The sequence below is a fragment of the Actinomadura sp. NTSP31 genome (assembly GCF_041951385.1).
Lineage (GTDB): Bacteria > Actinomycetota > Actinomycetes > Streptosporangiales > Streptosporangiaceae > Spirillospora > Spirillospora napierensis.
Genome location: NZ_JBGNUT010000003.1, coordinates 115011 through 139060, shown reverse-complemented (window position 1 = coordinate 139060; position 24050 = coordinate 115011). Strand labels below are relative to the sequence as shown.

19 protein-coding genes and 1 pseudogene are annotated in these 24050 nt (G+C 73.4%); 16 read left to right on the top strand and 4 right to left on the bottom strand.

Annotated elements, in window-relative coordinates:
- Positions 1-82: 82 nt before the first annotated feature.
- Together ACA514_RS05805 and ACA514_RS05800 are read left to right on the top strand one after the other, a co-directional pair.
- Positions 83-1411 (top strand): glycosyltransferase family 2 protein, encoded by a 1329-nt coding sequence (locus tag ACA514_RS05805; protein WP_375039956.1) that lies wholly within the window; start codon positions 83-85, stop codon positions 1409-1411.
- Positions 1412-1581: 170 nt separating this feature from the next.
- Positions 1582-3369: a hypothetical protein gene (locus tag ACA514_RS05800; protein WP_375039955.1), complete on the top strand. Its 1788-nt coding sequence runs from the start codon at positions 1582-1584 to the stop codon at positions 3367-3369.
- Here ACA514_RS05800 and ACA514_RS05795 read toward each other — a convergent pair.
- Positions 3366-4991, bottom strand: coding sequence for a glycosyltransferase family 39 protein (locus ACA514_RS05795; RefSeq protein WP_375039954.1), 1626 nt, complete (start codon positions 4989-4991; stop codon positions 3366-3368). The genes ACA514_RS05800 and ACA514_RS05795 overlap by 4 nt on opposite strands.
- A 198-nt stretch (positions 4992-5189) precedes the next feature.
- Here ACA514_RS05795 and metG point away from each other — a divergent pair, with 198 nt between their 5' ends.
- The 11 genes and pseudogenes from metG to ACA514_RS05740 all read left to right on the top strand — a co-directional run bounded on the left by metG (position 5190) and on the right by ACA514_RS05740 (position 17936).
- Positions 5190-6992, top strand: a complete 1803-nt coding sequence (gene metG, locus ACA514_RS05790; protein ID WP_375039953.1) for a methionine--tRNA ligase — start codon at positions 5190-5192, stop codon at positions 6990-6992.
- Positions 6989-7819: a TatD family hydrolase gene (locus ACA514_RS05785; RefSeq protein WP_375039952.1), complete on the top strand. Its 831-nt coding sequence runs from the start codon at positions 6989-6991 to the stop codon at positions 7817-7819. The genes metG and ACA514_RS05785 overlap by 4 nt, the downstream gene beginning before the upstream one ends.
- Positions 7820-7871: 52 nt before the next feature.
- A complete protein-coding gene (locus tag ACA514_RS05780; protein ID WP_375039951.1) occupies positions 7872-9545 on the top strand; it encodes an FAD-binding dehydrogenase in 1674 nt (557 codons plus the stop codon).
- Between the two features lie 780 nt (positions 9546-10325).
- Positions 10326-11120, top strand: coding sequence for a transglycosylase family protein (locus ACA514_RS05775; protein ID WP_375039950.1), 795 nt, complete (start codon positions 10326-10328; stop codon positions 11118-11120).
- Between the two features lie 18 nt (positions 11121-11138).
- Positions 11139-11987: pseudogene (gene rsmA / locus ACA514_RS05770) on the top strand (16S rRNA (adenine(1518)-N(6)/adenine(1519)-N(6))-dimethyltransferase RsmA); the annotation flags it as partial.
- Between the two features lie 175 nt (positions 11988-12162).
- A complete protein-coding gene (locus ACA514_RS05765) occupies positions 12163-13293 on the top strand; it encodes a glycoside hydrolase family 26 protein (protein ID WP_375039949.1) in 1131 nt (376 codons plus the stop codon).
- Positions 13294-13324: 31 nt separating this feature from the next.
- Positions 13325-14245, top strand: coding sequence for a 4-(cytidine 5'-diphospho)-2-C-methyl-D-erythritol kinase (locus ACA514_RS05760; protein ID WP_375040280.1), 921 nt, complete (start codon positions 13325-13327; stop codon positions 14243-14245).
- Positions 14246-14373: 128 nt separating this feature from the next.
- A complete protein-coding gene (locus tag ACA514_RS05755) occupies positions 14374-14517 on the top strand; it encodes a hypothetical protein (protein WP_344274344.1) in 144 nt (47 codons plus the stop codon).
- 36 nt (positions 14518-14553) lie between these two features.
- Positions 14554-14955 carry a hypothetical protein gene (locus ACA514_RS05750; protein WP_375039948.1) on the top strand — a complete coding sequence of 134 codons (402 nt, stop codon included), beginning with the start codon at positions 14554-14556 and terminating at the stop codon, positions 14953-14955.
- 41 nt (positions 14956-14996) lie between these two features.
- Positions 14997-16766 (top strand): ABC-F family ATP-binding cassette domain-containing protein, encoded by a 1770-nt coding sequence (locus ACA514_RS05745; RefSeq protein WP_375039947.1) that lies wholly within the window; start codon positions 14997-14999, stop codon positions 16764-16766.
- A gap of 57 nt (positions 16767-16823) precedes the next feature.
- The gene (locus tag ACA514_RS05740) at positions 16824-17936 is read left to right on the top strand and encodes an amidase (RefSeq protein ID WP_375039946.1); all 1113 of its coding nucleotides are present in this window, start codon (positions 16824-16826) and stop codon (positions 17934-17936) included.
- A gap of 10 nt (positions 17937-17946) precedes the next feature.
- Here the strand turns inward: ACA514_RS05740 and ACA514_RS05735 are convergent, their stop codons facing one another.
- Genes ACA514_RS05735 through ACA514_RS05725 form a run of 3 tightly spaced genes read right to left on the bottom strand, consistent with a single transcriptional unit; the run spans position 17947 to position 19837 of the window.
- Entirely contained in the window at positions 17947-18435 is a 489-nt protein-coding gene (locus ACA514_RS05735; protein ID WP_375039944.1) for a MarR family winged helix-turn-helix transcriptional regulator, read from the bottom strand.
- 49 nt (positions 18436-18484) lie between these two features.
- Positions 18485-18883 carry a nuclear transport factor 2 family protein gene (locus tag ACA514_RS05730; RefSeq protein ID WP_375039943.1) on the bottom strand — a complete coding sequence of 133 codons (399 nt, stop codon included), beginning with the start codon at positions 18881-18883 and terminating at the stop codon, positions 18485-18487.
- Positions 18884-18916: 33 nt separating this feature from the next.
- Complete coding sequence (locus ACA514_RS05725) at positions 18917-19837, bottom strand: zinc-binding dehydrogenase (protein WP_375039942.1); 921 nt, start codon at positions 19835-19837, stop codon at positions 18917-18919.
- A 200-nt stretch (positions 19838-20037) separates the two neighbouring features.
- Here ACA514_RS05725 and ACA514_RS05720 point away from each other — a divergent pair, with 200 nt between their 5' ends.
- From ACA514_RS05720 to ACA514_RS05710, 3 genes are read left to right on the top strand one after another with little or no spacing between them, the layout of a single operon-like run.
- A complete protein-coding gene (locus tag ACA514_RS05720) occupies positions 20038-22218 on the top strand; it encodes an MMPL family transporter (protein WP_375039941.1) in 2181 nt (726 codons plus the stop codon).
- A 5-nt stretch (positions 22219-22223) separates the two neighbouring features.
- The gene (locus ACA514_RS05715) at positions 22224-23411 is read left to right on the top strand and encodes a sensor histidine kinase (protein ID WP_375039940.1); all 1188 of its coding nucleotides are present in this window, start codon (positions 22224-22226) and stop codon (positions 23409-23411) included.
- Complete coding sequence (locus ACA514_RS05710) at positions 23408-24043, top strand: response regulator (RefSeq protein WP_375039939.1); 636 nt, start codon at positions 23408-23410, stop codon at positions 24041-24043. The genes ACA514_RS05715 and ACA514_RS05710 overlap by 4 nt, the downstream gene beginning before the upstream one ends.
- Positions 24044-24050 lie beyond the last annotated feature (7 nt).

The window sequence follows — 24050 nt, the reverse complement described above, 5'->3', positions numbered from 1 at the left end:
GACGACGGGCCGCCGGGCGGATACACCATGAGATCAGTGAACAGCACCGCAGACGGTCACCAGGGGTAACGAAGGAGATCGCGTGGAACTCTCCGTAGTGATGCCATGCCTGAACGAGGCCGAAACGGTCGAGACCTGTGTCCGCAAGACGATCGGCTTCTTCGAGGACAGCGGTATCGACGGCGAGGTGGTCATAGCCGACAACGGCAGCACCGACGGCAGCCAGCAGCTCGCCCGGGACGCGGGGGCGCGCGTCGTGCCGGTGATCGACAAGGGCTACGGCAACGCCCTCATGGGCGGCATCCGGGCCGCGCGCGGCAAGTACGTCGCGATGGGCGACGCCGACGACTCCTATGACTTCACCACCCTCGGCCCGTTCCTCGACGAGCTGCGCGACGGCGCCGACCTCGTCATGGGCAACCGGTTCAAGGGCGGCATCGCGCCGGGCGCCATGCCGCCGCTGCACCGCTACCTCGGCAACCCGGTGCTGAGCTTCGTCGGGCGGCTGTTCTTCGGCAGCAAGATCGGCGACTTCCACTGCGGGCTGCGCGCCTTCGAGAAGGAGGCGATCCTGCGGCTCGGGCTGCAGACCGGCGGCATGGAGTTCGCCAGCGAGATGGTCGTCAAGGCGACCCTGCAGAAGTACGACATCCGCGAGGTGCCGACCACGCTGGCGCCCGACGGCCGGACCCGCGCCCCGCACCTGAACACCTGGCGGGACGGCTGGCGGCACCTGCGCTTCCTGATGCTGTACAGCCCGCGCTGGCTGTTCCTCATCCCCGGCCTGCTGTTCATGACCCTCGGGCTGCTGGCCGGCGCCGCGCTGTCCACCGGGCCGGTCACGGTCGGCGAGATCGCCTTCGACGTCGACACCCTGGTCGGCGCGTCCGCCGCGCTGGTGATCGGCTTCCAGGCGGTGCTGTTCGCGCTGCTCACCAAGGTGTACGCGATGCAGGAGGGGTTCCTGCCGCACGACCGCCGGGTGCAGAAGATCATCGACTGGTGGAGCCTGGAGCGCGGCCTGCTGCTCGGCGGGCTGCTCGCCATCGCCGGCCTGGCCGGGCTGGTCGCCTCGCTGCTGCACTGGCGGGTGCACAGCTTCGGTGAGCTGGACCCGCGCGACTCGCTGCGCATCGTGGTGCCCGCCGCGACCGCGCTGGTGATGAGCCTCCAGGCGATCTTCGCCTCGCTGTTCGTCAGCATCCTCGGCATCCGCCGCCGCCAGCACCCGCCGCTCACCGACGCGGCCGAGGAGGCCGCCGGCGTCGTGGACGCCGCCGCGCACAAGGTCGCGGGCGAGCGCAAGGCCGAGGCCGCCGGAGCGGACGCCGCGAACGGCGAGACGGTGGCGCAGGACGCCGGCGGCGCGGTGGAGGTCGCCGAGACCGCCGGGACGTCCGAGGAGCGCTAGCACGGCGGCGCCGGGCCGCGGTGCCGCGGTGCCCGGCGCGGCGGGTCCGAAGCAGAGAAGTTGCTGAGGGTTTCCCGGCCCCGGACGCCCGCCCGTCCGGCGCTGTGACAGGCTGACATGACCATGGATCTTCGCTCCCTGACCGCACGCGGCCGGCGGACCGGACGGCCGTGAGCACCGAGGCCGCGCCGCCGGTCCTTTCCCGTCCGCCCACCACGCCGCCGGCGGGCCGGGGCGCGCCGCGGTCCGCGCGGCGGCGCCGCTGGGTGCTGCTGTTCGTGCTCGGCTGGGCGTTGCAGGTCGCGGTGCGGCTGTGGCTGGCGTCCGGGCAGACGATGCCCGTCGCGACGCCGGACGAGTCGGGGTACCTGTTCGCCGCGCGGGTCCTGACCGGCGGCACCGATGCCGACATGTCGTACGGGACGGTGTACCGCGGCGGCTACCCGCTGCTGCTGGCGCCGGTGCTGTGGATCGCGCACGACCCGGTGGGCGTCTACCGCGGCGCGCTCGTCGTCAATGCCCTCATCAGCGCCCTGATGATGCCGCTGGCGTACCTGATGCTGCGGGTGCTCCACGTGCGCGCGCGCTGGGCGTACATGTTCGCGCACGTCACGGCGTTCCTGCCGGGGGTGTTGTTCTACTCCGAGTTCGTGTTGACCGACGCGGTCCTTCCGGTGGTCGTGGTCGGCTGGCTGCTGCTGGTGCACGCGTGGCTGCACGCCGGCCGTACGCGCGCGCGGGAGATGCCACGCGTGACGCTGTACGGAGTGGGCGCCTCGCTGCTCGTCGCCTTCGCCTATACCTCCCATACGCGCGGGACGATCCTGCTGGGCGTGCACGCAGTGCTGCTGGCCGCGGCGCTGCTTTTCCGGTGGCGCCCCTGGCGCGGTGTGGCGTTGTCCGCGCTCGCCCTCGCCGCCGCTCTGGGCGCCGGGACGCTGCTGAACCACTCGCTGCTGCCGTACATGTACCCGGCCGGCGACAACGACCTGAGCGGCAACCTCGTCCGGCGGGTCACCACGCAGGACGGCTGGGGCTGGATGCTGTCGCTCGGCACCGGCCAGATCTGGTACCAGGCCGTCGCCACGGGCGGGATCGCGGCGGTCGGCCTCATCGCGGTCGCGGTCGCCGCCGCCCGGCGCGGCACGCCGCTCCGCGAGCGGACGCTGGCGCTCGGCGTGCTGGCGATCGTGGCGGGCATCGCCTTCGCCACGTCGGCGGCGCTCCCGGACGAGTACCGCATCGGCAACTACGTCTACGGCCGCTACCTGGCGTGCATCACCCCGGTGCTGTTCATGGTCGGGGTCGCCGTGCTGCTGCGGGCGCCACGGCGGATGCTGGCGCTGGCGGCGGGAACGGCCGCCGTCCTGACCGTCCTGGCCGCGTTCGTGGTCGAGTCGTACGCCGGGACCCGGTTGACCCGGTACACGTTCACGCCGTACGACTTCCCGGAGACGTCCTTCCTGACCTGGAACTGGAAGTCCTTCCAGCTGTGGCACGCCACCATCGCCGGGCTGGTGCTGCTCGGCGCCGCCGTGGCGGCGGTGCTGCTGCGCCGCCACGGCCCGGCGCTGCTCGCGGGGTTCCTCGCGGTCGTGGCGGTGACGATGTCGGTCACCGCGACGGACCGCATCGCGCACCCGCTCGTCCGCGCCGAGATCGCGCACACCGACCTGCGGAACGTCCCGGGGCTGCGGGACACGCGCCACCTCGCGATCGACTGGAACGTCCCGTGGACGATCCGCCTGTCGCAGTACTACTGGGCCTGGTGGAGCAACGGCGGCGTCTTCAACGCCCAGACCACGCCCGTGCCGCGGAACGCCGACATGGTCATCATGTGGTGGCCGAAGAACGTCCCGGCGGCGAAGTCGTGGCCGCACGGCGCACCGGCCGGCTGGAAGGTCGTCGACAGCCGCCGCACCATCGAGGGCGACTGGGTCGCCTGGACGCGCTCCTAGAAGGCGACCTTGCCGGTCGCGGCGCCGGGCGGCGGGTTCCACAGCTGCAGGACGCCGTCGGACGAGCGCCACATCAGCCGCCACCCCCGCGCCGGGTCCGGCTTCCAGCCCGCGGCGATCTGCGACTCCTGGCCGCGCCAGTGCGTGTACAGCATCGGCCCTTCGAGGACGTCGCGCGGCAGCTGCGGCACGTAGTGCGGGAAGTCGCGGACCTCGCCGTGCCAGATGGGGTCGCCCCACATGTCCCGCGTGTAGAAGGTGAGGGTCTGCGCCAGGCGCCGGTCGGCGCAGATCAGCTTCAGGTCCTGGTGCTTGCCGAGATAGATCCGCAGCTGGTTCCACGCCTTGTCGCGCGGCAGCTCGGGGACGGCCGTAACCGCGGCGTACACGTACGCGCCGCCCAGCAGCACAGCGACGACCGGGACGACGAGGGTCCGCAGCCGCAGCCGCGCGACCAGGCCGTCCGGGATCATCCGGAACATCAGGATCAGCGACCCGAACCCGCCCGCGAGCAGCGCGGGCAGCACCCCGAACCAGTACCGCTGCAGCCAGGCGCGCAGCGAGATGCTGTGCGGGTCGAGCACCCCGGAGAAGAGCGTCAGCGGGACGGCGAGGGTGAAGAACCACACCAGCACCAGCGCGAGCCGCCGGTCCCGGGTGACCGCGAACCCGACGATCGTCAGCACCAGCGCCCCGACGAAGACCGCCCCGAGCGGGTTCCAGTCGTGCATGGCGCGCAGGAACGAGCGGGCCGCCAGCGCGCGGGTCACGTAGTCGCGGGACTCGCCGCCGTGCTCGGCCGCCGACAACAGCCCGGCGAGCGGATTGCCCCACACGATCTGGTTGTGGACGAAGTTGAACGCCAGCACGACCACCATCGGCGCGCCGACCGTGACGTTGCGCCGCCACGGGATCCGCAGCAGCGCCAGGTAGGCGGGGATCGCCAGGAACAGGAACGCCAGGAACTCCCGGACCAGGAACGAGCAGCCGAGCAGCAGCCCGGCCGCCAGCAGGAACCGGGTCTGGACGCGGCCCTCCCGGCGGCTCGCCACCACCAGCGCCGCCATCCCGATCGCGAACAGCCCGGCGCCCGGCATGTCGGGCAGCATCACCCCGGTCGACCAGGTGATCTCGTGGCCGTACGGGTTGGTCATCGTGAAGAACGGGTGGACCAGCAGGATCCCGGCCGAAAGCAGGCCCGCGACGTCGCCGAACAGCGCCCGCACGACCAGGTAAGCGCCGACGAAGAACGCGATCCCGCCGAGCGCGGCGATCACGAAGTAGGCGGCCTGGCCGGGGCCGAGGACGTCCTGGACGAGCCGCGCGGGCAGCACCAGCCCGATCCGGGTCACCTGGTGCGGGACCTCGTCGAACGGGAACACGCCGAGCGGGATGTCCGGCCAGTCGCGGGCGGCGAGCCACACGTAGTACGGGTCGAAGTACAGCGGCGGGGTCATCAGCACCCACTGCGCGGCGACCGCGCACGCCCCGACCAGCAGGGCCAGCCACCACACGCGGCGGGTCCGGCGGATCCGGGCGAGCAGCCGCCGGGGCATCCCGCCCGTCCGTCCGGTGGTCGGTTCCTGCGTGACGGCCGGCTGGTCGGCCGTGGTCTGCGGCATGGCTGGCTTCTGCCCCTGGATGGACTACAGGCTGGACTGCGCTGAACGCCGGACCAGGCTACTCGGGTGCCGGACCCCGCCGCGGCCGGCCGTACCGGATCTGCGGCGAGCTTCCAGGGAACGATCATCGGGGGCCGGTTATCCACAGGTGGCGATATCCGTGCGGTTCCGCGGGGCGGCGCGACTACCCTTGATTTCATGTCCTCGTCAAGCCGACACATCCTGACCGCGCCCGCCTGGCCGTACGCCAACGGGCCCCGTCACATCGGGCACGTCTCCGGTTTCGCGCTGCCCGCCGACATGTTCAGCCGCTACCAGCGGATGGCGGGCAGCAAGGTCCTGATGGTCAGCGGCACCGACGAGCACGGCACGCCGATCCAGGTGCAGGCCGACAAGGAGGGCGTGTCCGCCCGCGAGCTGGCCGACCGCTACAACGGCGTGATCGCCGAGGACCTGCACGGCCTCGGCATGACCTACGACCTGTTCACCCGGACCACCACCCGCAACCACTACGCGGTCGTCCAGGAGATCTTCAAGGGCCTGTTCGACAACGGCTACATCTTCCCGACCACCACGATGGGCGCGATCTCGCCGTCCACCGGCCGGACGCTGCCGGACCGCTACATCGAGGGCACCTGCCCGATCTGCGGCTACGACGGCGCCCGCGGCGACCAGTGCGACAACTGCGGCAACCAGCTCGACCCGGTCGACCTGATCAACCCGGTGTCGCGGATCAACGGCGAGACGCCGAAGTTCGTCGAGACCGAGCACTTCATGCTCGACCTGCCCGCCTTCACCGAGGTGCTCGGCCGGTACCTGCGCGGCAAGCAGAACGGCGCGCTGGCGTGGCGGCCGAACGTGCTGAAGTTCGCGCTGAACCTGCTGGACGACATCCACCCGCGGGCGATCAGCCGCGACCTCGACTGGGGCGTGCCGATCCCGCTGGACGGCTGGCGCGACAACCCGGCGAAGAAGCTGTACGTCTGGTTCGACGCCGTCGTCGGCTACTTCTCCGCCTCGGTGGAGTGGGCGCGGCGGTCCGGCGACCCGGAGGCGTGGCGGGCCTGGTGGCAGGACCCGGACGCCCTGTCGTACTACTTCATGGGCAAGGACAACATCGTCTTCCACGCCGAGATCTGGCCGGCGATGCTGTTCGGCTACAACGGCCAGGGCGACAAGGGCGGCAAGCCCGGCTCGCTGGGCGCGCTCAACACCCCGACCGAGGTCGTGTCGTCGGAGTTCCTGACGATGGAGGGCAAGAAGTTCTCCTCGTCCCGCAACGTGGTCATCTACGTCAAGGACTTCCTGGAGCGCTACGACGTCGACGCGCTGCGCTACTACGTGGCCGTCGCCGGCCCCGAGAACAACGACACCGACTTCACCTGGTCGGAGTTCGTCCGCCGCAACAACGACGAGCTGGTCGCCGCGTGGGGCAACCTCGTCAACCGCTCGGTGAACCTGGCCGCGAAGAACTACGGCGCCATCCCCGAGCCGGGCGACCTCAACGACGCCGACCGCGCGCTGATGGAGCGCAGCCGCACCGCCTTCGCGCGGGTCGGCGCCGAGCTGGAGCGGTCGCGCTTCAAGAACGCGATCACCGAGGCGCTCGACGTCGTCCGGGACGCCAACCGGTACCTGTCCGACCAGGCGCCCTGGAAGCTGAAGGACGACCCGGCCCGCGTCCAGTCGATCCTGCACACCTCGCTGCAGGTCGTCGACGACGCCAAGTCGCTGCTCACCCCGTTCCTGCCGAACTCCTCGCAGAAGGTGTACGAGCTGCTCGGCGGCGAGGGCGTGTGGAGCGGCATGCCGCGGCTGGAGACCGTCTCGGAGGAGGGCGGCCCCGACTACCGCGTGCTGACCGGCGACTACGCCACCGCGGCGCGCTGGGAGTCCATGCCGATCAAGCCGGGCGTGCCGCTGGCCAAGCCGACCCCGCTGTTCAAGAAGCTCGACACGTCCGTGGTGGACGAGGAGCTCGCCCGGCTGGAGGCCGAGTGAGCCCGGCCGGCGACCGCGGCGGGGAGGCCGCCCGGTCCTTCCCGCCGCTGCCCGAGCGGCTGCCGGTCGACGTCTTCGACAGCCACTGCCACCTCGACATCGTCGAGACGCCGGTCAGCGAGCAGCTGCACTCGGCGAAGGCGGCGGGGATCGCCCGCATCGTGACGATCGGCTGCGACCTGCCGTCGTCGCGGTTCGCGGTGGACGCCGGCGCCGAGTTCGACGACGTCTACGCGGGCGTGGCGATCCACCCGAACGAGACCACCGGGATTTCCGACGCCGTCCTGCACGACATCGAGGTGATGGCGGCCCACCCCAAGGTGCGGGCGATCGGCGAGACCGGCCTCGACTACTACCGCGACTGGGCGCCCAAGGCCGACCAGCACACGTCCTTCCGCGCGCATGTCGCGATCGCCAAGCGCACCGGCAAGGCCCTGGTCATCCACGACCGCGAGGCCCACGACGACGTGCTGGCGATCCTGCGGGAGGAGGGCGCGCCCGAGAAGGTGGTGTTCCACTGCTTCTCCGGCGACGCCGAGATGGCGAAGGTCTGCGCCGAGCGCGGCTACGTGATGAGCTTCGCCGGCAACGTCACCTTCAAGAACGCCGAACCGCTCCGCGAGGCGCTGCGCGTCGCCCCCCTCGACCTGATCCTCGTCGAGACCGACGCCCCGTTCCTCACCCCCGTCCCCAACCGCGGCAAGCCGAACGCCTCCTACCTGATCCCGCACACCGTCCGCGCGATGGCGGAGATCAAGGGCGTCGACCTGGCCGACCTCTGCGCCGCCATCGCCGCCAACGGAGAACGCACCTTCGGCCCCTGGTAGCCGGGTGCGGTCTCCCTTCCTCCGGGCATAGGCCCGGAGGAAGGGAGACGATATGGACGCAGATGTCGTAGTCGTCGGGGCGGGCCTGGCAGGACTGGTCGCCGCACACGAGCTGACCGCACGCGGGCGCCGGGTCGCACTGCTGGACCAGGAGAACGCGGCGAACCTCGGCGGGCAGGCGTTCTGGTCGCTCGGCGGCCTGTTCCTGGTCGACACACCGGAGCAGCGCCGGCTCCGCGTCCGGGACTCCTTCGACCTGGCCTGGAACGACTGGCAGGGCAGCGCCGCCTTCGACCGGCTGGACGACGAGGACGCCTGGGCGGTCCGGTGGGCCCGCGCCTACGTCGAGTTCGCCGCCGGGGTGAAGCGCTCGTGGCTGGCGTCCCACGGCATCACGTTCACCCCGGTGGTCGGCTGGGCGGAGCGCGGCGACCTGCGCGCCGACGGGCACGGGAACTCGGTGCCGCGCTTCCACATCGCCTGGGGGACGGGCACCGGCGTGGTGGCGCCGTTCGTGCGCAGCGCCCACCGCGCCGCCGCCGAAGGACTCCTCACCTTCCACCACCGTCACCGCGTGGACGGCCTTACCCTGACCGACGGCGCCGTGACCGGAGTGCACGGCACCGTCCTCGCCGCCGACGACTCCCCGCGCGGCGTCGCGTCCAACCGCGAAGAGGCCGGGACGTTCGAGCTGTCGGCACAGGCGGTGATCGTCACCAGCGGCGGGATCGGCGGCAACCACGAGATGGTCCGCCGCCACTGGCCCGAACGCCTCGGCACCGCGCCCACCCGCATGATCACGGGCGTGCCCGCCTACGTGGACGGCCGCATGCTCGACATCAGCGCCGCCGCCGGGGTCCGCCTCGTCAACCGCGACCGGATGTGGCACTACACCGAGGGCGTGCGCAACTGGAACCCGATCTGGCCCGGCCACGCCATCCGCATCCTGCCGGGCCCGTCCCCGATGTGGTTCGACGCGCTCGGCCGGCGCCTCCCCGCCCCCTGCCTCCCCGGCTACGACACCCTCTCCACCCTCGAACACCTGCGCACCACCCAGGACATCGCGGCCTACGACCACTCCTGGTTCGTCCTCACCCAGAAGATCATCGAGAAGGAGTTCGCGCTGTCGGGGTCGGAGCAGAACCCCGACATCACCAGCGGCGACCGCAGGGCGGCGCTGCGCGAACGCGTCCTGTCCAGGGGCGCGCCCGCCCCGGTCGAGGCGTTCAAGCGCCATGGCGCGGACTTCGTCGTCGCCCGCACCCTCGACGAACTCGTGGACGGCATGAACGCCCTCACCGACGAACCGCTCCTGGAAACGGCCCTGCTGCGCCGCCAGATCGAGGCCCGCGACCTGCAGGTCGCCAACCCCTTCAGCAAGGACGCCCAAGTCCAGGGCATCCGCAACGCGCGCCGCTACCTGGGCGACCGGCTCAGCCGCACCGCCGCCCCGCACCGCCTGCTCGACCCGTCCGCCGGCCCGCTCATCGCCGTCAAACTGCACGTCCTCACCCGCAAAACGCTGGGCGGCATCCAGACCGACCTGGACTCCCGCGCCCTGGGCCCGAACGGCGACCCGATAGAAGGCCTCTACGCGGCGGGCGAGGTAGCAGGATTCGGCGGCGGCGGCGTCCACGGCTACAACGCCCTGGAGGGCACCTTCCTAGGCGGCTGCCTGTTCTCCGCCCGCAAAGCAGGCCAAGCCGCCGCCCAAGCAACCACCTAACCCCCGAGGGCGTCCAGCGCACCCGTCACGCCACACACGCAAACGAAAGCGCTCACGCGCGGCCCACACGCAGACGAGAGGTGGCCACACGCGCGCGGCGGACATGAGGGGCGTCCAGACGCGCGGCAGACGGTCACGCACAGGCCGAGAGGCAGCCACGGGGGAGGCAGCCATGGGGCGGTCACGCGCGGGCGGCAGGCGGTACGCGCGGAGCGGAGACGGTCGTGGGCGGACAGGGCCGCGGCCACGCGCTGGCGGGAAGGTGATCGTCCGTAAGCTGAGGAGGTGGCGGCCCGAGCGTTGCGGTCGCGTGCGAAGCCAAGTTCGAGCTTGCGAGAACTTGATCGCGCAGCGAGCCCCCAGGGCGAGTCGGAGCGATGCAGCGATCGCCGCTTTGTCCGCCGAAGGAAGGCGCCCCAGCGCCTGACGCCAAGGACAAAGCAATGGGAACGGTGCGGACGGCCGGGCTCTGGCCGTCCGCACCGGCCCCCTTGCCCTTTCGCGGGTTTCCGCGCCCTGGACACCCGCGTTCGGCGTGGGCTCCCTTCTCTTGCGGGCGGACTCTCGATTACTGATAGTAGTCAGATGATGACTCTGTGAATATGGCCGTTCGGGTTCGCTTCTCCTTACCCGAGGGGGGCGGGGAGACCGCTGTGGGCGTTGAGGTGGCGGGGGACGGGCGTTCCGCTCTAGGGTCTGACGCGATCGATCGGCCGTCGCGCGAGCGCGCGAGTTGACCGGCGGGCACCCCCGAGCCCGCTCGGCCCCCCTGGAGGAACGGTGCGTCGAGCCCCTGCGGCTTCTGCTGCCCTGGTCGTGACGGTCCTGCTGGCGACGGCGTGCGGTGGCGGTGGATCGCCGAAGGCGGAGTCGACCCTGCGGGTGGCGGACGCGCCGCGGACGAGCGCCCCGGCGCCGCGCAAGGTCGTCATCGTCGTGGACAAGAAGAAGACGACCACGATGACGACCGGGACGACCGTCCAGCAGGTGCTGGACCAGGCCGGGATCCGGCTCGGCCGTTACGACCTGGTGAAGCCGGCCCGCGAGCAGCCCGCCGGGGACACGGTGAAGGTGCTGCGGCTGCTGTCGAAGCCGGTCACCAGGACGGTGAGCGTGCCGGCGCCGACGATCAGGAAGAAGAGCTCGTCGGTGCCGCCGTGGTCGGAGAAGGAGCTGCGCAAGGGCCGTACCGGCATCAAGGTCGTGCAGGTGGCCTACGTCCGGCGGAAGGGCAAGAAGGTCAAGGCGGTCATCGCGCAGAAGGTGAAGCGCAAGGCCCTGGCGCGGATCCTGGCGGTCGGCCCCAAGGCGGCGGCCACCGGCGCGGCGGCCAGGCTCAACTGGAGCGGCCTCGCCAACTGCGAGTCGCACGGCAATCCGAAGGCGGTGAACCCGTCCGGTTACTACGGGCTGTACCAGTTCTCGATGTCGTCGTGGGCGTCGGTCGGCGGGACGGGCAGGCCGTCGGACGCGAGCGCGGCGGAGCAGACCTACCGGGCGCAGCTGCTCTACAACCGGGTGAGCGGGCGCTGGCAGGGGCAGTGGCCGGTATGTGGGAAGTTCCTGTTCTCCTGACCTGCCACACTTGTTCTCATGGGGGAGAGACGGGGGCTGCTCGGGCCGGCGGACGTGCGGGAGCTGGCGGGGCGGCTGGGCGTCAGGCCGACCAAGACGCTCGGGCAGAACTTCGTCATCGACGCCAACACCGTCCGGCGGATCGTGCGGGCCGCCGGCCTGGGGCCGGACGACGTGGTCATCGAGGTCGGGCCGGGGCTGGGGTCGCTGACGCTGGCGCTGCTGCCGGCGGCGCGCCGCGTCGTCGCGGTGGAGATCGACCCGGTGCTGGCGGCGGAGCTGCCCACGACGGCCGCCGCGCGGGAGCCGGAGCTGGCGGGACGGCTGGAGGTCGTCCGCGCCGACGCGATGAAGATCACACGGGTGCCGGGCCCGGCGCCGACCGCGCTGGTGGCGAACCTGCCCTACAACGTCGCGGTGCCGGTCGTGCTGAACCTGCTGGCGGCGCTGCCGTCGCTGCGGTCCGCGCTGGTCATGGTGCAGGCGGAGGTCGCCGACCGGATGGTCGCGGCGCCCGGGAGCAAGATCTACGGGGTGCCGTCGGTGAAGCTCGCCTGGTACGGGGAGGCGCGCCGCGCCGGCGCGGTGGGGCGCGCGGTGTTCTGGCCGGCGCCGAACGTCGATTCCGGGCTGGTGGCGTTCACGCGGCGCGATCCGCCGCCCTCCGCCGCGTCCCGCGAGCGGGTGTTCGCCGTGGTGGACGCGGCGTTCGCGCAGCGCCGCAAGACGCTGCGGGCGGCGCTGGCGGGCTGGGCCGGCTCGGCGGCGGAGGCGGAGCGGGCGCTGCGCGCGGCGGGCGTCGATCCGCGGGCCCGGGGCGAAGCGCTGGACGTGGCCGCCTTCGCCCGTATTGCCGAGTATGGTCCTTCAGACGCGGGGGACGGCGCGCGGCACGCCGGTACCTCCGGCACTGGCGCGATGGACGCCGGCAGCGGCGCGATGAACACGGGAGAGTCGGAGGACGATGGTGAAGGCGCGTTCGCGGACGGCGCGGGCGGGGACCAGGCGGGTCTGGACGGCGCGCGTTCTTCGGCCCGGCGCGGTGGGCGGGGCCCGGCTGCCGGTGGCGGCGACGGCGCTGGTGGCGGTGGGCGGGCTGGTCGCGACGGTGGCGGCGGGCTGCAGTGACGGCGCGGGCGCGGCCCCGAAGATAACGACGACCGCGCGGGCGGGCATCGCCCCGACGCCGCCGGCGAAGGGCGCCTACTTCGGCGCGTGGGTGCCGCCCGAGGTGGGGGGCGCGGCCACGAAGTCGCCCTCGGCGGGGGCGTCGGAGACCGAGTCCGGCACCCCGGCGGACGGCGCGTCCGGCAGCCCGACGGGCACCCCGGCCGGCACTCCCACCGGGAAGGACGCCGGCAGGCCGGGCATGGCGCCCGTCGCCGCGTTCGAACGCGACATGGGCCGCCAGCTGGACATCGTGCAGAGCTACCGGGGCTGGAAGTCCGACTTCCCGACGGGGCTCGACTCCTCCGTGGTGGGCGGCAACCGGTACCTGCTGCTGACCTGGGCGGGCGCCGACACCAAGGAGATCGTGCAGGGCAAGTACGACGCGATGATCCGCGCCCGCGCCAAGGCGATCAAGGCGACCGGCAAGCCGGTGTTCCTGCGCTGGTCCCGCGACATGGACCGGTCGTCGCTGAAGGAGCGGGTGCACTCGCCGGCCGACTTCGTCGCCGCGTGGAAGCACCTGCGGCAGATCTTCACCGCGGAGAGGGTCGACAACGTCGCCTGGGTGTGGTGCCCGAGCGCCCGCGGGTTCGGCGCGCCCAACGCGGGCGCCTACTATCCCGGCGACGACCAGGTCGACTGGATCTGCGCGGACGCGCCGCCCGGCGCCGACTACGAGTACCGGGACCTGTCGGAGACGCTGAAGCTGTTCATGCAGTGGGCCAGGAACCGGCACAAGCCCATCATGATCGCCGAGTTCGGGGTGCCGAAGTCCTACGGGCAGCGCCGCGCCGAATGGCTGCGGGCCGCCACCAGGACCCTGGAGGACCCGCAGGTCAAGGCCGTGGTGTACTTCGACTCCGACGAGCAGGCCGACGGTCCCCGCGACGATCGGCGCGCCTACGCGGTGACGGGCGACACGCACGCGGTGTCGGCGCTGCGGGAGATGGCGACCGCGCCCTACTTCAATCCCCGCAACCTCCCGGTGACGAGCGGAGGCTGATCCCTGCCTTAGGGTTCTGGTCGTGAGCGCAGTGAGGGTACGCGTCCCTGCCAAGGTCAACCTCCAGCTCGGCGTCGGGCCGATCCGGGAGGACGGCTACCACGATCTCGTGAACGTGTTCCACGCCGTGTCGCTGTTCGACGAGGTGACCGCGGAGCCGGCCGACGGCCTGGAGCTGGCGGTCGAGGCGGCGCCGTACTCGCGGGTGGCGATCGGCCGCGTCCCGACCGACGCCGGGAACCTGGCGGCGCGGGCGGCGGTCATGGTCGCGGCCCGGCTCGGCGTGCGGCCGCTGGTGCGGCTGCGGATCCGCAAGGCGATCCCGGTCGCCGGCGGCATGGCGGGCGGCAGCGCGGACGCGGCGGCGGCGCTGGTCGCCTGCACCCGGCTATGGGACGACCGGGAGCGGCCGGCGCTGGCCCGCGGCGACCTGCTGGAGATGGCCGCCGACCTCGGCAGCGACGTGCCGTTCGCGCTGCTCGGCGGCACCGCCATCGGCGTCGGGCGGGGCGAGCGGCTCACCCCGGCCCTCACCCGCGGGACGTTCCACTGGGTGTTCGCGACCGCCGACGGCGGCCTGTCCACGCCCCGCGTCTACGCCGAGTGCGACCGGCTGCGCGAGGCGGCGGGGGAGAGCGCCCCGCGGCCGTCGGTCGCGGAGGACCTGATGACGGCGCTGGCGACCGGCGACGCCAAGGCGCTCGGCGCCGCGCTCGCCAACGACCTGCAGCCCGCCGCGCTGCGGCTGCGGCCGTCGCTGGCCCGCACCCTGAACGCCGGCCGCGACCTCGGCGCGATCGGCGCGCTGGTGTCCGGGTCCGGCCCGACCTGCGCGTTCCTCGCCGAGAGCGACGAGGACGCCGCCGACCTCGCGGTGGCGCTGGACGGCGCGGGGGTGGCCGAGCAGATCGTCCGGGCGCAGGGCCCGGTGCCCGGCGCCGCGGTGCTCTAGGCGCCGCCGCCGCCCGGTCTCGTCGCAGCGTTCCGAACCGATCACTGTGTGCTTCCGGCACACAAGCGAACTCCCGGCGCTCCGCGGGCGTCTTGATCGGTGACGCCGATTCCCGACGAGGTGGAGCGATGACGTATCTGACGGGGCTGCTGGCGCTGGTGGCGGTCGCGATGGTGGCGACGCTCGCGGTGCGGGCCGTGCGCCGCGACCGGGCGATCCGCCGCGACGCCCCGGACGCGGTGATCTCCGCACGGCGCCCGCCGCTACGCTGATGCCAGGCGGGTGCGCCCTCCCGTGAGGAACCGACAATGGACCATTCGTCAGGAGCGGGCATCAGCGTGGTCGAACTTCTGGTCATCTTGTTCTTTCTCGCCGTCGTCGTTGCCGTCGCGCTGGTGGTCGTGCTCGCCGTCGTGAAGTCGCGCCAACGCGCCGCGTCCCCTCCGGCGTATCGGCCGCCGGGCGGTCAGATGCCCGGCTCGCCGCAGGGGCCGCCCTATGGGCCCTATGGGCCGCCCGGCCCGCCGTCCGGGCAGCCGCCGTCCGGGCAGCCGCCGTCCGGGCAGCCGCCGTACGGGCAGCCCGGCTCGTACGGGCAGCCGCCGTACGGTCCGCCGGGCCCGCCGTCCGGGCAGCCGCCGCACGAGCCGCCGGGCCCGCAAAGCCCGCCGGACCCGCAGGGGCAGGGCTGGGCGCCGCCGCAGGGCTGACCGTCCGGGCAGGGCGCGCGGGGCAATAGGCTGGATGCGTCGTGAATCTGATCAACGTTGAGAACGTCGTCAAGGCGTACGGGCCGAAGCCGCTGCTGGACGCCGTCTCCCTCGGGCTCGACGAGGGCGACCGGATCGGCGTCGTCGGCCGCAACGGCGGCGGCAAGAGCACGCTGGTGCAGGTCCTGGCGCGCGAGGTCGAGCCGGACGAGGGCCGCGTCACGCACACGCGCGGCCTGCGGCTCGGGTACCTGACGCAGCGGGACGTGTTCCCCGAGGGCGCGACGGTCCGCTCGGTGGTGCTGGGCGACCGCGCCGAGCACGAGTGGGCGGGCGACACCCGCGCCCGCGACGTCCTCGCCGGGCTGCTCGCCGACGTCGACCTGGACGCGCCGCTGGCCGGGATGTCGGGCGGCGAGCGGCGCCGGATCGCGCTGGCGCGGCTGCTGGTCCCCGAGTCGGACCTGCTGCTGCTGGACGAGCCGACCAACCACCTCGACATCGAGGCGATCGCGTGGCTGGCCCGGCACCTGAAGGGCCGCCGGGTCGCGCTGCTGGTCGTCACGCACGACCGCTGGTTCCTCGACGAGGTCACCGAGCGGACGTGGGAGGTCGTGGACGGGTCCGTCGAGCGCTACGAGGGCGGCTACTCCGCCTACGTGCTGGCGAAGGCGGAGCGGTCCCGGATCGCGGCGGCGACGGAGTCCAAGCGGCAGAACCTGCTGCGCAAGGAGCTGGCGTGGCTGCGGCGCGGCCCGCAGGCCCGCACGTCCAAGCCGAAGTTCCGGGTGGACGCGGCGCAGGCGCTGATCGCCGACGAGCCGCCGCTGCGCGACTCGGTGGAGCTGACGACGTTCGCGACCGCGCGGCTCGGCAAGACCGTGTACGACGTCGAGGACGTCGGTGTGCGGGTCGGCGGGCAGGAGATCTTCGAGCGGATGACGTGGCGGCTCGGCCCGGGCGACCGGGTCGGGCTGGTGGGCGTCAACGGCAGCGGCAAGAGCACGCTGCTGCGGCTGCTGGACGGCTCGGTGGAGCCGGTGGCGGGCAAGGTGGTGCGGGGCAAGACCGTCCAGCTGGCGCACCTGTCGCAGAACCTGGAGGAGCTCGACCCGGAGCGCCGGGTCCTGGAGTCGGTGGAGGAGATCCGCCGCCGCATCACGGTCGGCAAGCGGGACTGGACGGCGAGCCAGCTGCTGGAGCGGCTCGGGTTCGCGGGCGACCGGCAGTGGACGCCGGTCGGCGACCTGTCGGGCGGCGAGCGGCGCCGCCTGCAGCTGCTGCGGCTGCTGATGCGCGAGCCGAACGTGCTGCTGCTGGACGAGCCGACCAACGACCTCGACATCGAGACGCTCACCGAGGTCGAGGACCTGCTGGACGGCTGGCCCGGCACCCTCGTCGTCGTCAGCCACGACCGGTACTTCCTGGAGCGCATCACCGACCACGTGGTGGCGCTGCTCGGCGACGGCCGGGTGTCGATGCTGCCGGGCGGCGTCGACGAGTACCTGGAGCGCCGCGCCGCCGGCACGGCCCGGACCCGGACGGCGCAGGTGCACGCGCGGGAGGCGCCCGCCGCCGCGCCGCCGAAGCCGAAGGGCGGGCAGGACTGGAAGGCCCGCAAGGAGCTCGACCGGCTGGAGCGCCGCCTGGAGAAGCTGTCCGGGCAGGAGGCGGAGCTGCACGAGAGGCTCGCCGCGCACGCCACCGACTTCGTCAAGCTCCAGGAGCTGGACGGGAAGCTGAAGGAGGTCCGGGCGGAGGCGGCCCGGGTCGAGGAGGAGTGGCTGATGCTCGCCGAGGACGTCGACTAGGTCCGGACATCGGCGCGACCCCTGGTGCTCGCCGCCCGGAATCGTCATGATCCACCAATGACGACTTGGATCGTGAAGATCGGCGATGCGCCGGGGGACGGGCCGCGGCTCGCGGTGAAGGACGCCATCGACGTGGCCGGGCTGCCCACCACGGCGGGCAGCCGGGCGGTCGCCGAGCGCGCCGAGCCGGCGGCGGCCGACGCGGCCGTCGTCGCGGCGGCCCGCGCGCAGGGCGCCCGCATCGCCGGCAAGGCCAACCTGACCGAGTTCTGCCTGGCCGCCGACGGCGTCAACCCCTGGTCCGGGACGCCGGTGAACCCGCTGGATCCGGCGCGGGTGCCGGGCGGGTCGTCGAGCGGGTCGGCGGTGGCGGTGGCGACCGGGGAGGCGGACGTCGCGTTCGGCACCGATACGGCCGGGTCCGTCCGGATCCCGGCGGCGTGCTGCGGCATCGCGTCGCTGAAGACCACGAACGGGCGCGTCCCGCTGGACGGCGTGTACCCGCTGTCGCCGACGCTCGACACGGTCGGGCCGATGGGCCGCGACGTCGCCGCCGTCGTCACGGGCATGCGGCTGATCGAGCCCGGTTTCACCCCGGACGCCTACGACGCGGGCCTGCCGATCGGGCGGCTGCGCGTCCCGAACGTGGACCCGGCGATCGACGCGGCCGTGGACGGCGCGCTCCGCCTCCTCGGCCCGATCACCGACGCGGCCTGCGAGCACTTCCAGGACGCGGCCCTCGCCAACGGCGTGTTCGTCGGCGAGGAGGCGTACGCGCAGAACGGGCACCTGCTCGGCGACCCGTCGAAGATCAGCGAGCGGATGCACCGGCGGCTGACCGTGCTGAAGGAGGCCGCGTCCGGCCGCCGGTCGTGGGCGGAGGACGTGCGGAAGACGCTCAGGGCGGAGTTCGACGAGCTGCTCGCCCGGCACGGGGTGCTCGCGCTGCCGGTGCTGGCCGGGGTCGCGCCGGAGCCGCCGGACGGCGACGACGACCTGCTGCTGACGATGCTGACCGGCCCGGTGAACGTGGCGGGGCTGCCGGCGTTCGCGCTGCCCGTCCCGCTGCCGGGTTCGCACCTGCCCGCGTCCGTCCAGCTCATCGGCCCGGCGGGCGGCGAGGAGCGGCTCTGTGCCGTCGCCGCCGCGCTGGAGGAGGCGCTGCGGTGACGGTGCGCGCCTAGGCGTCGAAGGGAATCAGGAGGGTTCGCAGCAGGACGGCCAAGGTCTCGTGCTGCTCGGGGCTGAGCGCTTCGAGGATGGCCTGCTCGCGCGCCAGCAGGTCGGCGAACGCGGCGTCCACGCGGGTCAGGCCCGCCTCGGTGAGGCGGACCTGCACGCCGCGCTTGTCCTGCGGGTCGGGATGCCGCTCGACCAGGCCCGCGGCGGCGAGCCGGTCGATGCGGTTGGTCATCGTGCCGGACGTCACCAGCGTCGCGCGCAGCAGCTGCCCGGGGCTGAGCTGGTAGGGGGAGCCGGCCCGGCGCAGCGCGGTGAGCACGTCGAACTCCCACGACTCCACCTGGTGGGCGGCGAACACGGCGCGGCGGGCGCGGTCGAGGTGGCGGGCCAGCCGGGAGACGCGGCTGAGGACCTGGAGCGGCCGGACGTCCAGGTCCGGGCGCTCGGCCTGCCACGCCGCGACCAGCCGGTCGACCTCGTCCTCCATGCCGCCAGCCTACCTGTCTTGATGTCGAGGGACCTGCGGCCGGGCCGGGCTAACCGAACAGGGTTCGCTCGACGTGCTGGGTGTCGGCGTACTCCTTCACCGACACGATCCTGCCGTCCCGGACGACGTAGATCCCGGCGCACCGGTTGTCGTAGATCTTGCCCGACCGGGTGATCCCCCTGGCCGTCCATTCGGCGAGCACCTGGTCGCCCTCGGCGATCACGTTGACCAGCGCGACCTCCGGCGCGGTCCCCGGCTTGAACAGGTCCCCGGTCGCCGCCCCGAGGAAGTCGTCGACGATCGCGTCGCGGCCCGTCCAGGTCCCGGTGAGCGGCAGGTCGCCCGGGTAGGTCCAGGTCGCGTCCTCGGCGAAGCTGTCCCTGATCGTCTCCAGGTCCCCGTCGGCGACGGCCTGGACGTAGCGGACGACGACATCCTTGGCGTTCATTTCGGTCTCCTCCTGTGCGTTCGGCTTGGGCGTTCAGCGGTCGATGGTCAGGACGGCGTTGCCGCGCACGCGGCGTTCGCGCAGGTCGGTGAGGACGGCGGCGGTCTCGGCCCAGTCGGCGACCCGCCCGATCTCCGGGTGCAGCCGCCCCTCGGCGACGAGCCGGACCAGGACGGCCAGGTCGTCGGCGTCCGTCGTGTCGGCGTCCTCGTAGTGGAAGTGCCGGATGGTGGCCGACTCCGGCCCGTCGAAGAACCGGAAGAAGTCCAGCGTCACTGGGGTCCGGGACGCCTGCCCGAACCAGATCAGCGTGCCGCGGCGGCGCAGCCGCTCCAGCGCGGCCGGGAACTGCGCGCCGCCGGTCGACTCCAGCACCAGGTCGAACGGGCCCGGCGCGGACGCCGCGTCCGGCACCACCGCGGCGCCGAACTCCGCCAGCCGCCGGCCCCGCTCGGGCGTCGCCGACACCGCGGTGACCTCCGCGCCCGCCGCCACGGCCAGCTCGGTGACGTAGTGCCCGACGCCGCCGGACGCCCCCGTGACCAGGACCCTCCGCCCGGCCAGGGACCCGGCGGTGCGCAGCAGCCGCAGCGCGGTGAGGCCCGCCAGCGGCAGCGCCGCCGCCGTCTCCGCCGGCACCCGGTCGGGCAGCTCCGCCAGCGACCGCGCCGGCACCGCGACGTACTCGGCCCAGCCCGCCGCCGGCGGGTGCCCCACGACCCGCGTCCCGCACGCGGGACCCGACCCGTCCGCCGCCGCCTGCACGACCAGGCCCGCCACGTCCTTGCCGGGCCGCCAACCGGGCCGGTCGCCCTCCAGCTGGAACGTCTCGCCGCGGTTGACCGAGAACGCCGCCACCTTCACGAGCGCCTCGTCCGCGTGCGGCACCGGCTCGTCGGCATCGGCGAACGCGACGGTCTCCCGCGCGTCGCCGGTCGGCACGAGTGCCTTCACGGTCCCTCCCCAGATCCCTGCCGGCGGCTCTCCGCCGGTGCGGTGGACCCAGTGGACCGCACCGCGTAGACCCCCGTCCAACAGCTGTTGAGCAGCTATGACAACCAACGGTTGTCGCGGCGGGTCCACCGGTCGGTGGACGGCAGGTTCAGCCGGTCGAGGCTCATGCGGGAGGGGGCCGCGGCGCGAGCATTTCCGGCATGAGAGATCTTCCTGTGCGCATGGCCCGGTGGAGCGCCGGGCACCCCTGGCGGGCGGTCGCCGGCTGGTTCCTGTTCGTCGCGGTCTGCCTCGGCGTCGGGATCTCCGTCGGCGGGCACCCCGCGACCAGCGCGGACTTCCGGATCGGCGAGGCCGGACGCGCCGAGGCGATGGCCGCCGAGGGCGGGCTCCAGCAGAGGCCGGTCGAGCAGGTGCTGATCACGGCGAAGCCCGGCACCGGACGGCTCGACACGGCGGCCGCGAACACCGCCGCACGCGACGCGGCCCGGATGTCGCGGCTGCCCGAGGTCGAGTCGGTTTCCCCTCCGATCGGCTCGGCTGACGGGACCGCCGTCCGCGTCGAGGTCACCATGCGGGGAGCGGAGCTGGACGGCGACAAGCACGTCGCGGCGCTGGTCGCGCAGACCGCCCGGGTGCAGGCCGCGCATCCGGGACTGCGGGTCGAGGAGACCGGCGGGCCCTCCGTCAGCAAGGGCGTCGACAGCCTGCGCGACGAGGACCTGTCGCGCACCGAGATGATCGCGCTTCCGGTCACGCTGATCACCCTGCTGGTCGTGTTCGGCTCGGTGTCGCTGGCCGTGGTGCCGATGCTGCTCGCGCTGTCCTCGATCGCGGCCGCCGTCGGCCTGTCGCAGCTGGCCTCGCACGTCTTCCCGGACGCGGGCGTCGGCACCAACGTCATCCTGCTCATCGGCATGGCGGTCGGCGTCGACTACACCCTCTTCTACCTCAAGCGGGAACGGGAGGAACGCGCCCGGTCGGGCGGGCGCCTGGCGCCGGCGGCCGTCGTCGAACTCGCCGCCGCCACGTCCGGGCGGGCCGTGGTCGTGTCCGGGCTCGCCGTCGCCGTCTCCAGCGCCACCCTGTACCTCGCCGACGACGTGATCTTCTCCTCGATCGCCACCGGCGCGATCGTCGTGACGCTCGTCGCCGTCCTCAGCTCCCTCACGGTGCTGCCCGCCCTGCTCGCCAAGCTCGGCCAGTGGGCGGAGAACCGCAGGGAGCGCCGGATCCGGCGCGGCAGGCCGGTGCGCGGGACGCGGCCGGAGAGCGGCGGACGGCTCACCCGCGCCCTGCTGCGGCCGACCGGCCGACGTCCCGGCGCCACGCTGGCCGTCGGGGTCCTGGCGATGCTCGCGCTCGCCGCGCCGCTGCTCGGCATGAAGCTCACCGACATGGGCCGCGAGACCCACCCCCGCTCCATCCCGGCGATGCGGGGCTTCGACCGGATCAACGCCGCGTTCCCCGACCTCAAGGCCATGCACCAGATCGTCGTGAAGGCGGACCCGTCCCGCCGGGCGGAGGTGGCGGACGCGCTCGGGGACCTCGCCCGCCGCGCGGAGCACGACCCGCGCCTGTCCGGGACCCCCGAACTGCGCACCTCCCCGGACGGCCGGATCAGCCTGCTCGAACTCCGCGTCCCGCACTACGTCAGCGACCCGGCGGCGGTGGCGTCGCTCAGGACCGTCCGCGGCGACTACGTGCCCGCCACGGTCGGGAGGCTGCCCGGCGTCCAGGTCGCCGTCACCGGCGACGTCGCCCGCTACGCCGACTACCCCGACCACCAGAAGCAGAAGCTGCCGCTCATCATCGCGTCGCTGCTGCTCGTCACGTTCGCGATGACGGTGTGGGCGTTCCGGTCCGTGGTGCTCGGCCTCGTCGGGGTCCTGCTGAACCTGCTGTCGGCGGGCGCCGCGCTCGGCCTGCTCGTCGTGACGTTCCAGGGGACGTGGGCGGAGGGCCTGCTCGGCTTCACCTCCACCGGGACGATCGGGTCCCGCGTCCCGCTGTTCCTGTTCGTGATCCTGTTCGGCCTCTCGATGGACTACCAGGTCTTCGTGATCAGCCGGATCCGGGAGGCCAGGCTCGCCGGCGCGTCCACCCGCACCGCCGTCCTCGACGGCATCGGCCGCTCCGCCGGCGTCGTCACCAGCGCCGCGTTCGTCATGGTGACGGTCTTCGCCAGCTTCATCCCGCTGCACATCATCGAGATGAAGCAGATGGGCTTCGCGCTCGCCGCGGCGGTGCTGGTGGACGCGTTCATCATCCGCATCGTGGTCCTGCCCGCCCTGATGCTGCTGCTCGGCGAACGCAACTGGTGGCCGTCCCGCCCCGGACCCGCCGCCGTGCCGGAGCCCGTCCCCGCGAAAGTAGGCTGACCGCCATGGAGCAGCGGCCACAGCACGACGACCGGCTCCAGGCGCGGGCGCTGCGCCGCTGGTACGCCGCACTGTGGGTGTGCTTCGGACTCGTCCCGCCCGGCATCGCCGCCTGGGACCACGCCGAGGGCATCCGGTCCGGCACGCTCGCGCTGCTGGCCGTGCTCGCGGTCTGCTACCCGATCACCGGAACGTTCCCGGGCGACCCGGCCCTGCGCCGGTGCACGTTCCTGGGCGTGCTGGTCATCGGCATCGGCACCGTCTCCTACCTGCTGGACGGAGCCGCGTCCCTGCTGATCGTCTCGCTCCCGCACTTCTGGATCCTCGGCGGCGGCCCGCGGCGCGCGATCGCCCTCAGCGGCGTCGCCACCGCGGCCACCGTCGCGGGCATGGCGGTCCAGAAGCACCCCGACGGGACGCTCGTCAGCGGCAACACCGTCGCCGCCCTCACCGGCTACGCCGCGAGCATCCTCGTCGGGCTCTGGATGACCCGCGTCGTCGGGCGCCACGACGAGCGCGCCCGCCTCCTCGCCGCCGACCTCGAGGAGGCGGAGCGCCGCCTCGCCGAGGCGCAGCGCCGGCAGGGCGCCGCCGACGAGCGCGAACGGCTCGCCCGCGAGATCCACGACACCCTCGCGCAGGGCCTGGCGTCCATCGTCGTGCTCGCCGAGGCGGCCCGCGAGGGCCTCGGCACCGACCCGGCGGCGAGCGCCCGCCAGCTGGTGTCCATCGAGCGCACCGCCCGCGAGAACCTCGCCGAGGCCCGCGTCCTGGTCGGCGCCGCGCCGGGCGGCGGCGTCGCGTCCGGGTCCGTCGCCGCCACCCTGCGCCGCACCCTCGACCGGTTCGCCGAGGACACCGGCCTCATCGTCGCCGCCGACCTGCCCGACGTCGACTGCGACCAGCCGACCCGCGTCGCGCTGCTGCGCTGCACCCAGGAGTCCCTCGCGAACGTCCGCAAGCACGCCGCCGCGACCACCGTCGGCGTCGTCCTCGCCGCGCACCCGCACGGCGTCGAACTGGAGATCACCGACGACGGCCGCGGGTTCGTCCCCGGCGCCGCGTCCGGCGGGTTCGGGCTGGACGGGATGCGCCGCCGCCTCGCCGAGCTCGGCGGCCGGCTCACCGTCACCAGCGCCCCCGGCGAGGGCACCCGCGTCCTCGCGCTGCTTCCCCGCGAAGGCACCCCATGAACGACGGCACGGTCCGCGTGATCCTCGTGGACGACCACACCGTGATGCGCGCCGGCGTCGCCGCGCTGCTGGCCGGCGAGCCCGGCATCGAGATCGCCGGCGAGGCCGGCGACGGCCGCGAGGCGGTCGCGCTCGCCGAACGGCTCCGCCCCGACGTCGCGCTCGTCGACCTGCGGATGCCCGTGCTGGACGGGGTGTCGGCCACCACCGAGATCCTCGCCCGCTGCCCCGGCACCCGCGTGCTGATCCTCACCACCTACGACACCGACGCCGAGATCGAGCGCGCCGTGGAGGCCGGCGCCATCGGCTACCTGCTCAAGGACGCCACCCGCGAGCAGCTCGCCGACGCCGTGCGCGCCGCCGCGCGCGGCGAGACCGTCCTCGCCCCGCGCGTCGCGCAGCGGCTCGTCGCCCGGATGCGGCAGCCCGCGCCGGTCGCCCTCACCGCCCGCGAGGCCGAGGTGCTGGACGCGGTCGCCGACGGGCTGTCCAACGCCGACATCGGGCGGCGGCTGGTCATCGCGGAGGCCACGGTGAAGACCCACCTGCTCCGCGTGTTCGCCAAGCTCGACGTGAGCGACCGCACCCGCGCGGTCGTCGTCGCGATGGAGCGCGGCCTGATCAAGCGCTGACCGCCGC

What these genes read in the sequence shown, in the direction of transcription:
- ACA514_RS05740 (WP_375039946.1), top strand. Translation starts at nt 16,824, where the DNA reads ATGACGACTTGGATCGTGAAGATCGGCGATGCGCCGGGGGACGGGCCG.
- ACA514_RS05710 (WP_375039939.1), top strand. Translation starts at nt 23,408, where the DNA reads ATGAACGACGGCACGGTCCGCGTGATCCTCGTGGACGACCACACCGTG.
- ACA514_RS05715 (WP_375039940.1), top strand. Translation starts at nt 22,224, where the DNA reads ATGGAGCAGCGGCCACAGCACGACGACCGGCTCCAGGCGCGGGCGCTG.
- ACA514_RS05720 (WP_375039941.1), top strand. Translation starts at nt 20,038, where the DNA reads ATGAGAGATCTTCCTGTGCGCATGGCCCGGTGGAGCGCCGGGCACCCC.
- ACA514_RS05755 (WP_344274344.1), top strand. Translation starts at nt 14,374, where the DNA reads ATGACGTATCTGACGGGGCTGCTGGCGCTGGTGGCGGTCGCGATGGTG.
- metG (WP_375039953.1), top strand. Translation starts at nt 5,190, where the DNA reads ATGTCCTCGTCAAGCCGACACATCCTGACCGCGCCCGCCTGGCCGTAC.
- ACA514_RS05780 (WP_375039951.1), top strand. Translation starts at nt 7,872, where the DNA reads ATGGACGCAGATGTCGTAGTCGTCGGGGCGGGCCTGGCAGGACTGGTC.
- ACA514_RS05730 (WP_375039943.1), bottom strand. Translation starts at nt 18,883, where the DNA reads ATGAACGCCAAGGATGTCGTCGTCCGCTACGTCCAGGCCGTCGCCGAC.
- ACA514_RS05795 (WP_375039954.1), bottom strand. Translation starts at nt 4,991, where the DNA reads ATGCCGCAGACCACGGCCGACCAGCCGGCCGTCACGCAGGAACCGACC.
- ACA514_RS05750 (WP_375039948.1), top strand. Translation starts at nt 14,554, where the DNA reads ATGGACCATTCGTCAGGAGCGGGCATCAGCGTGGTCGAACTTCTGGTC.
- ACA514_RS05735 (WP_375039944.1), bottom strand. Translation starts at nt 18,435, where the DNA reads ATGGAGGACGAGGTCGACCGGCTGGTCGCGGCGTGGCAGGCCGAGCGC.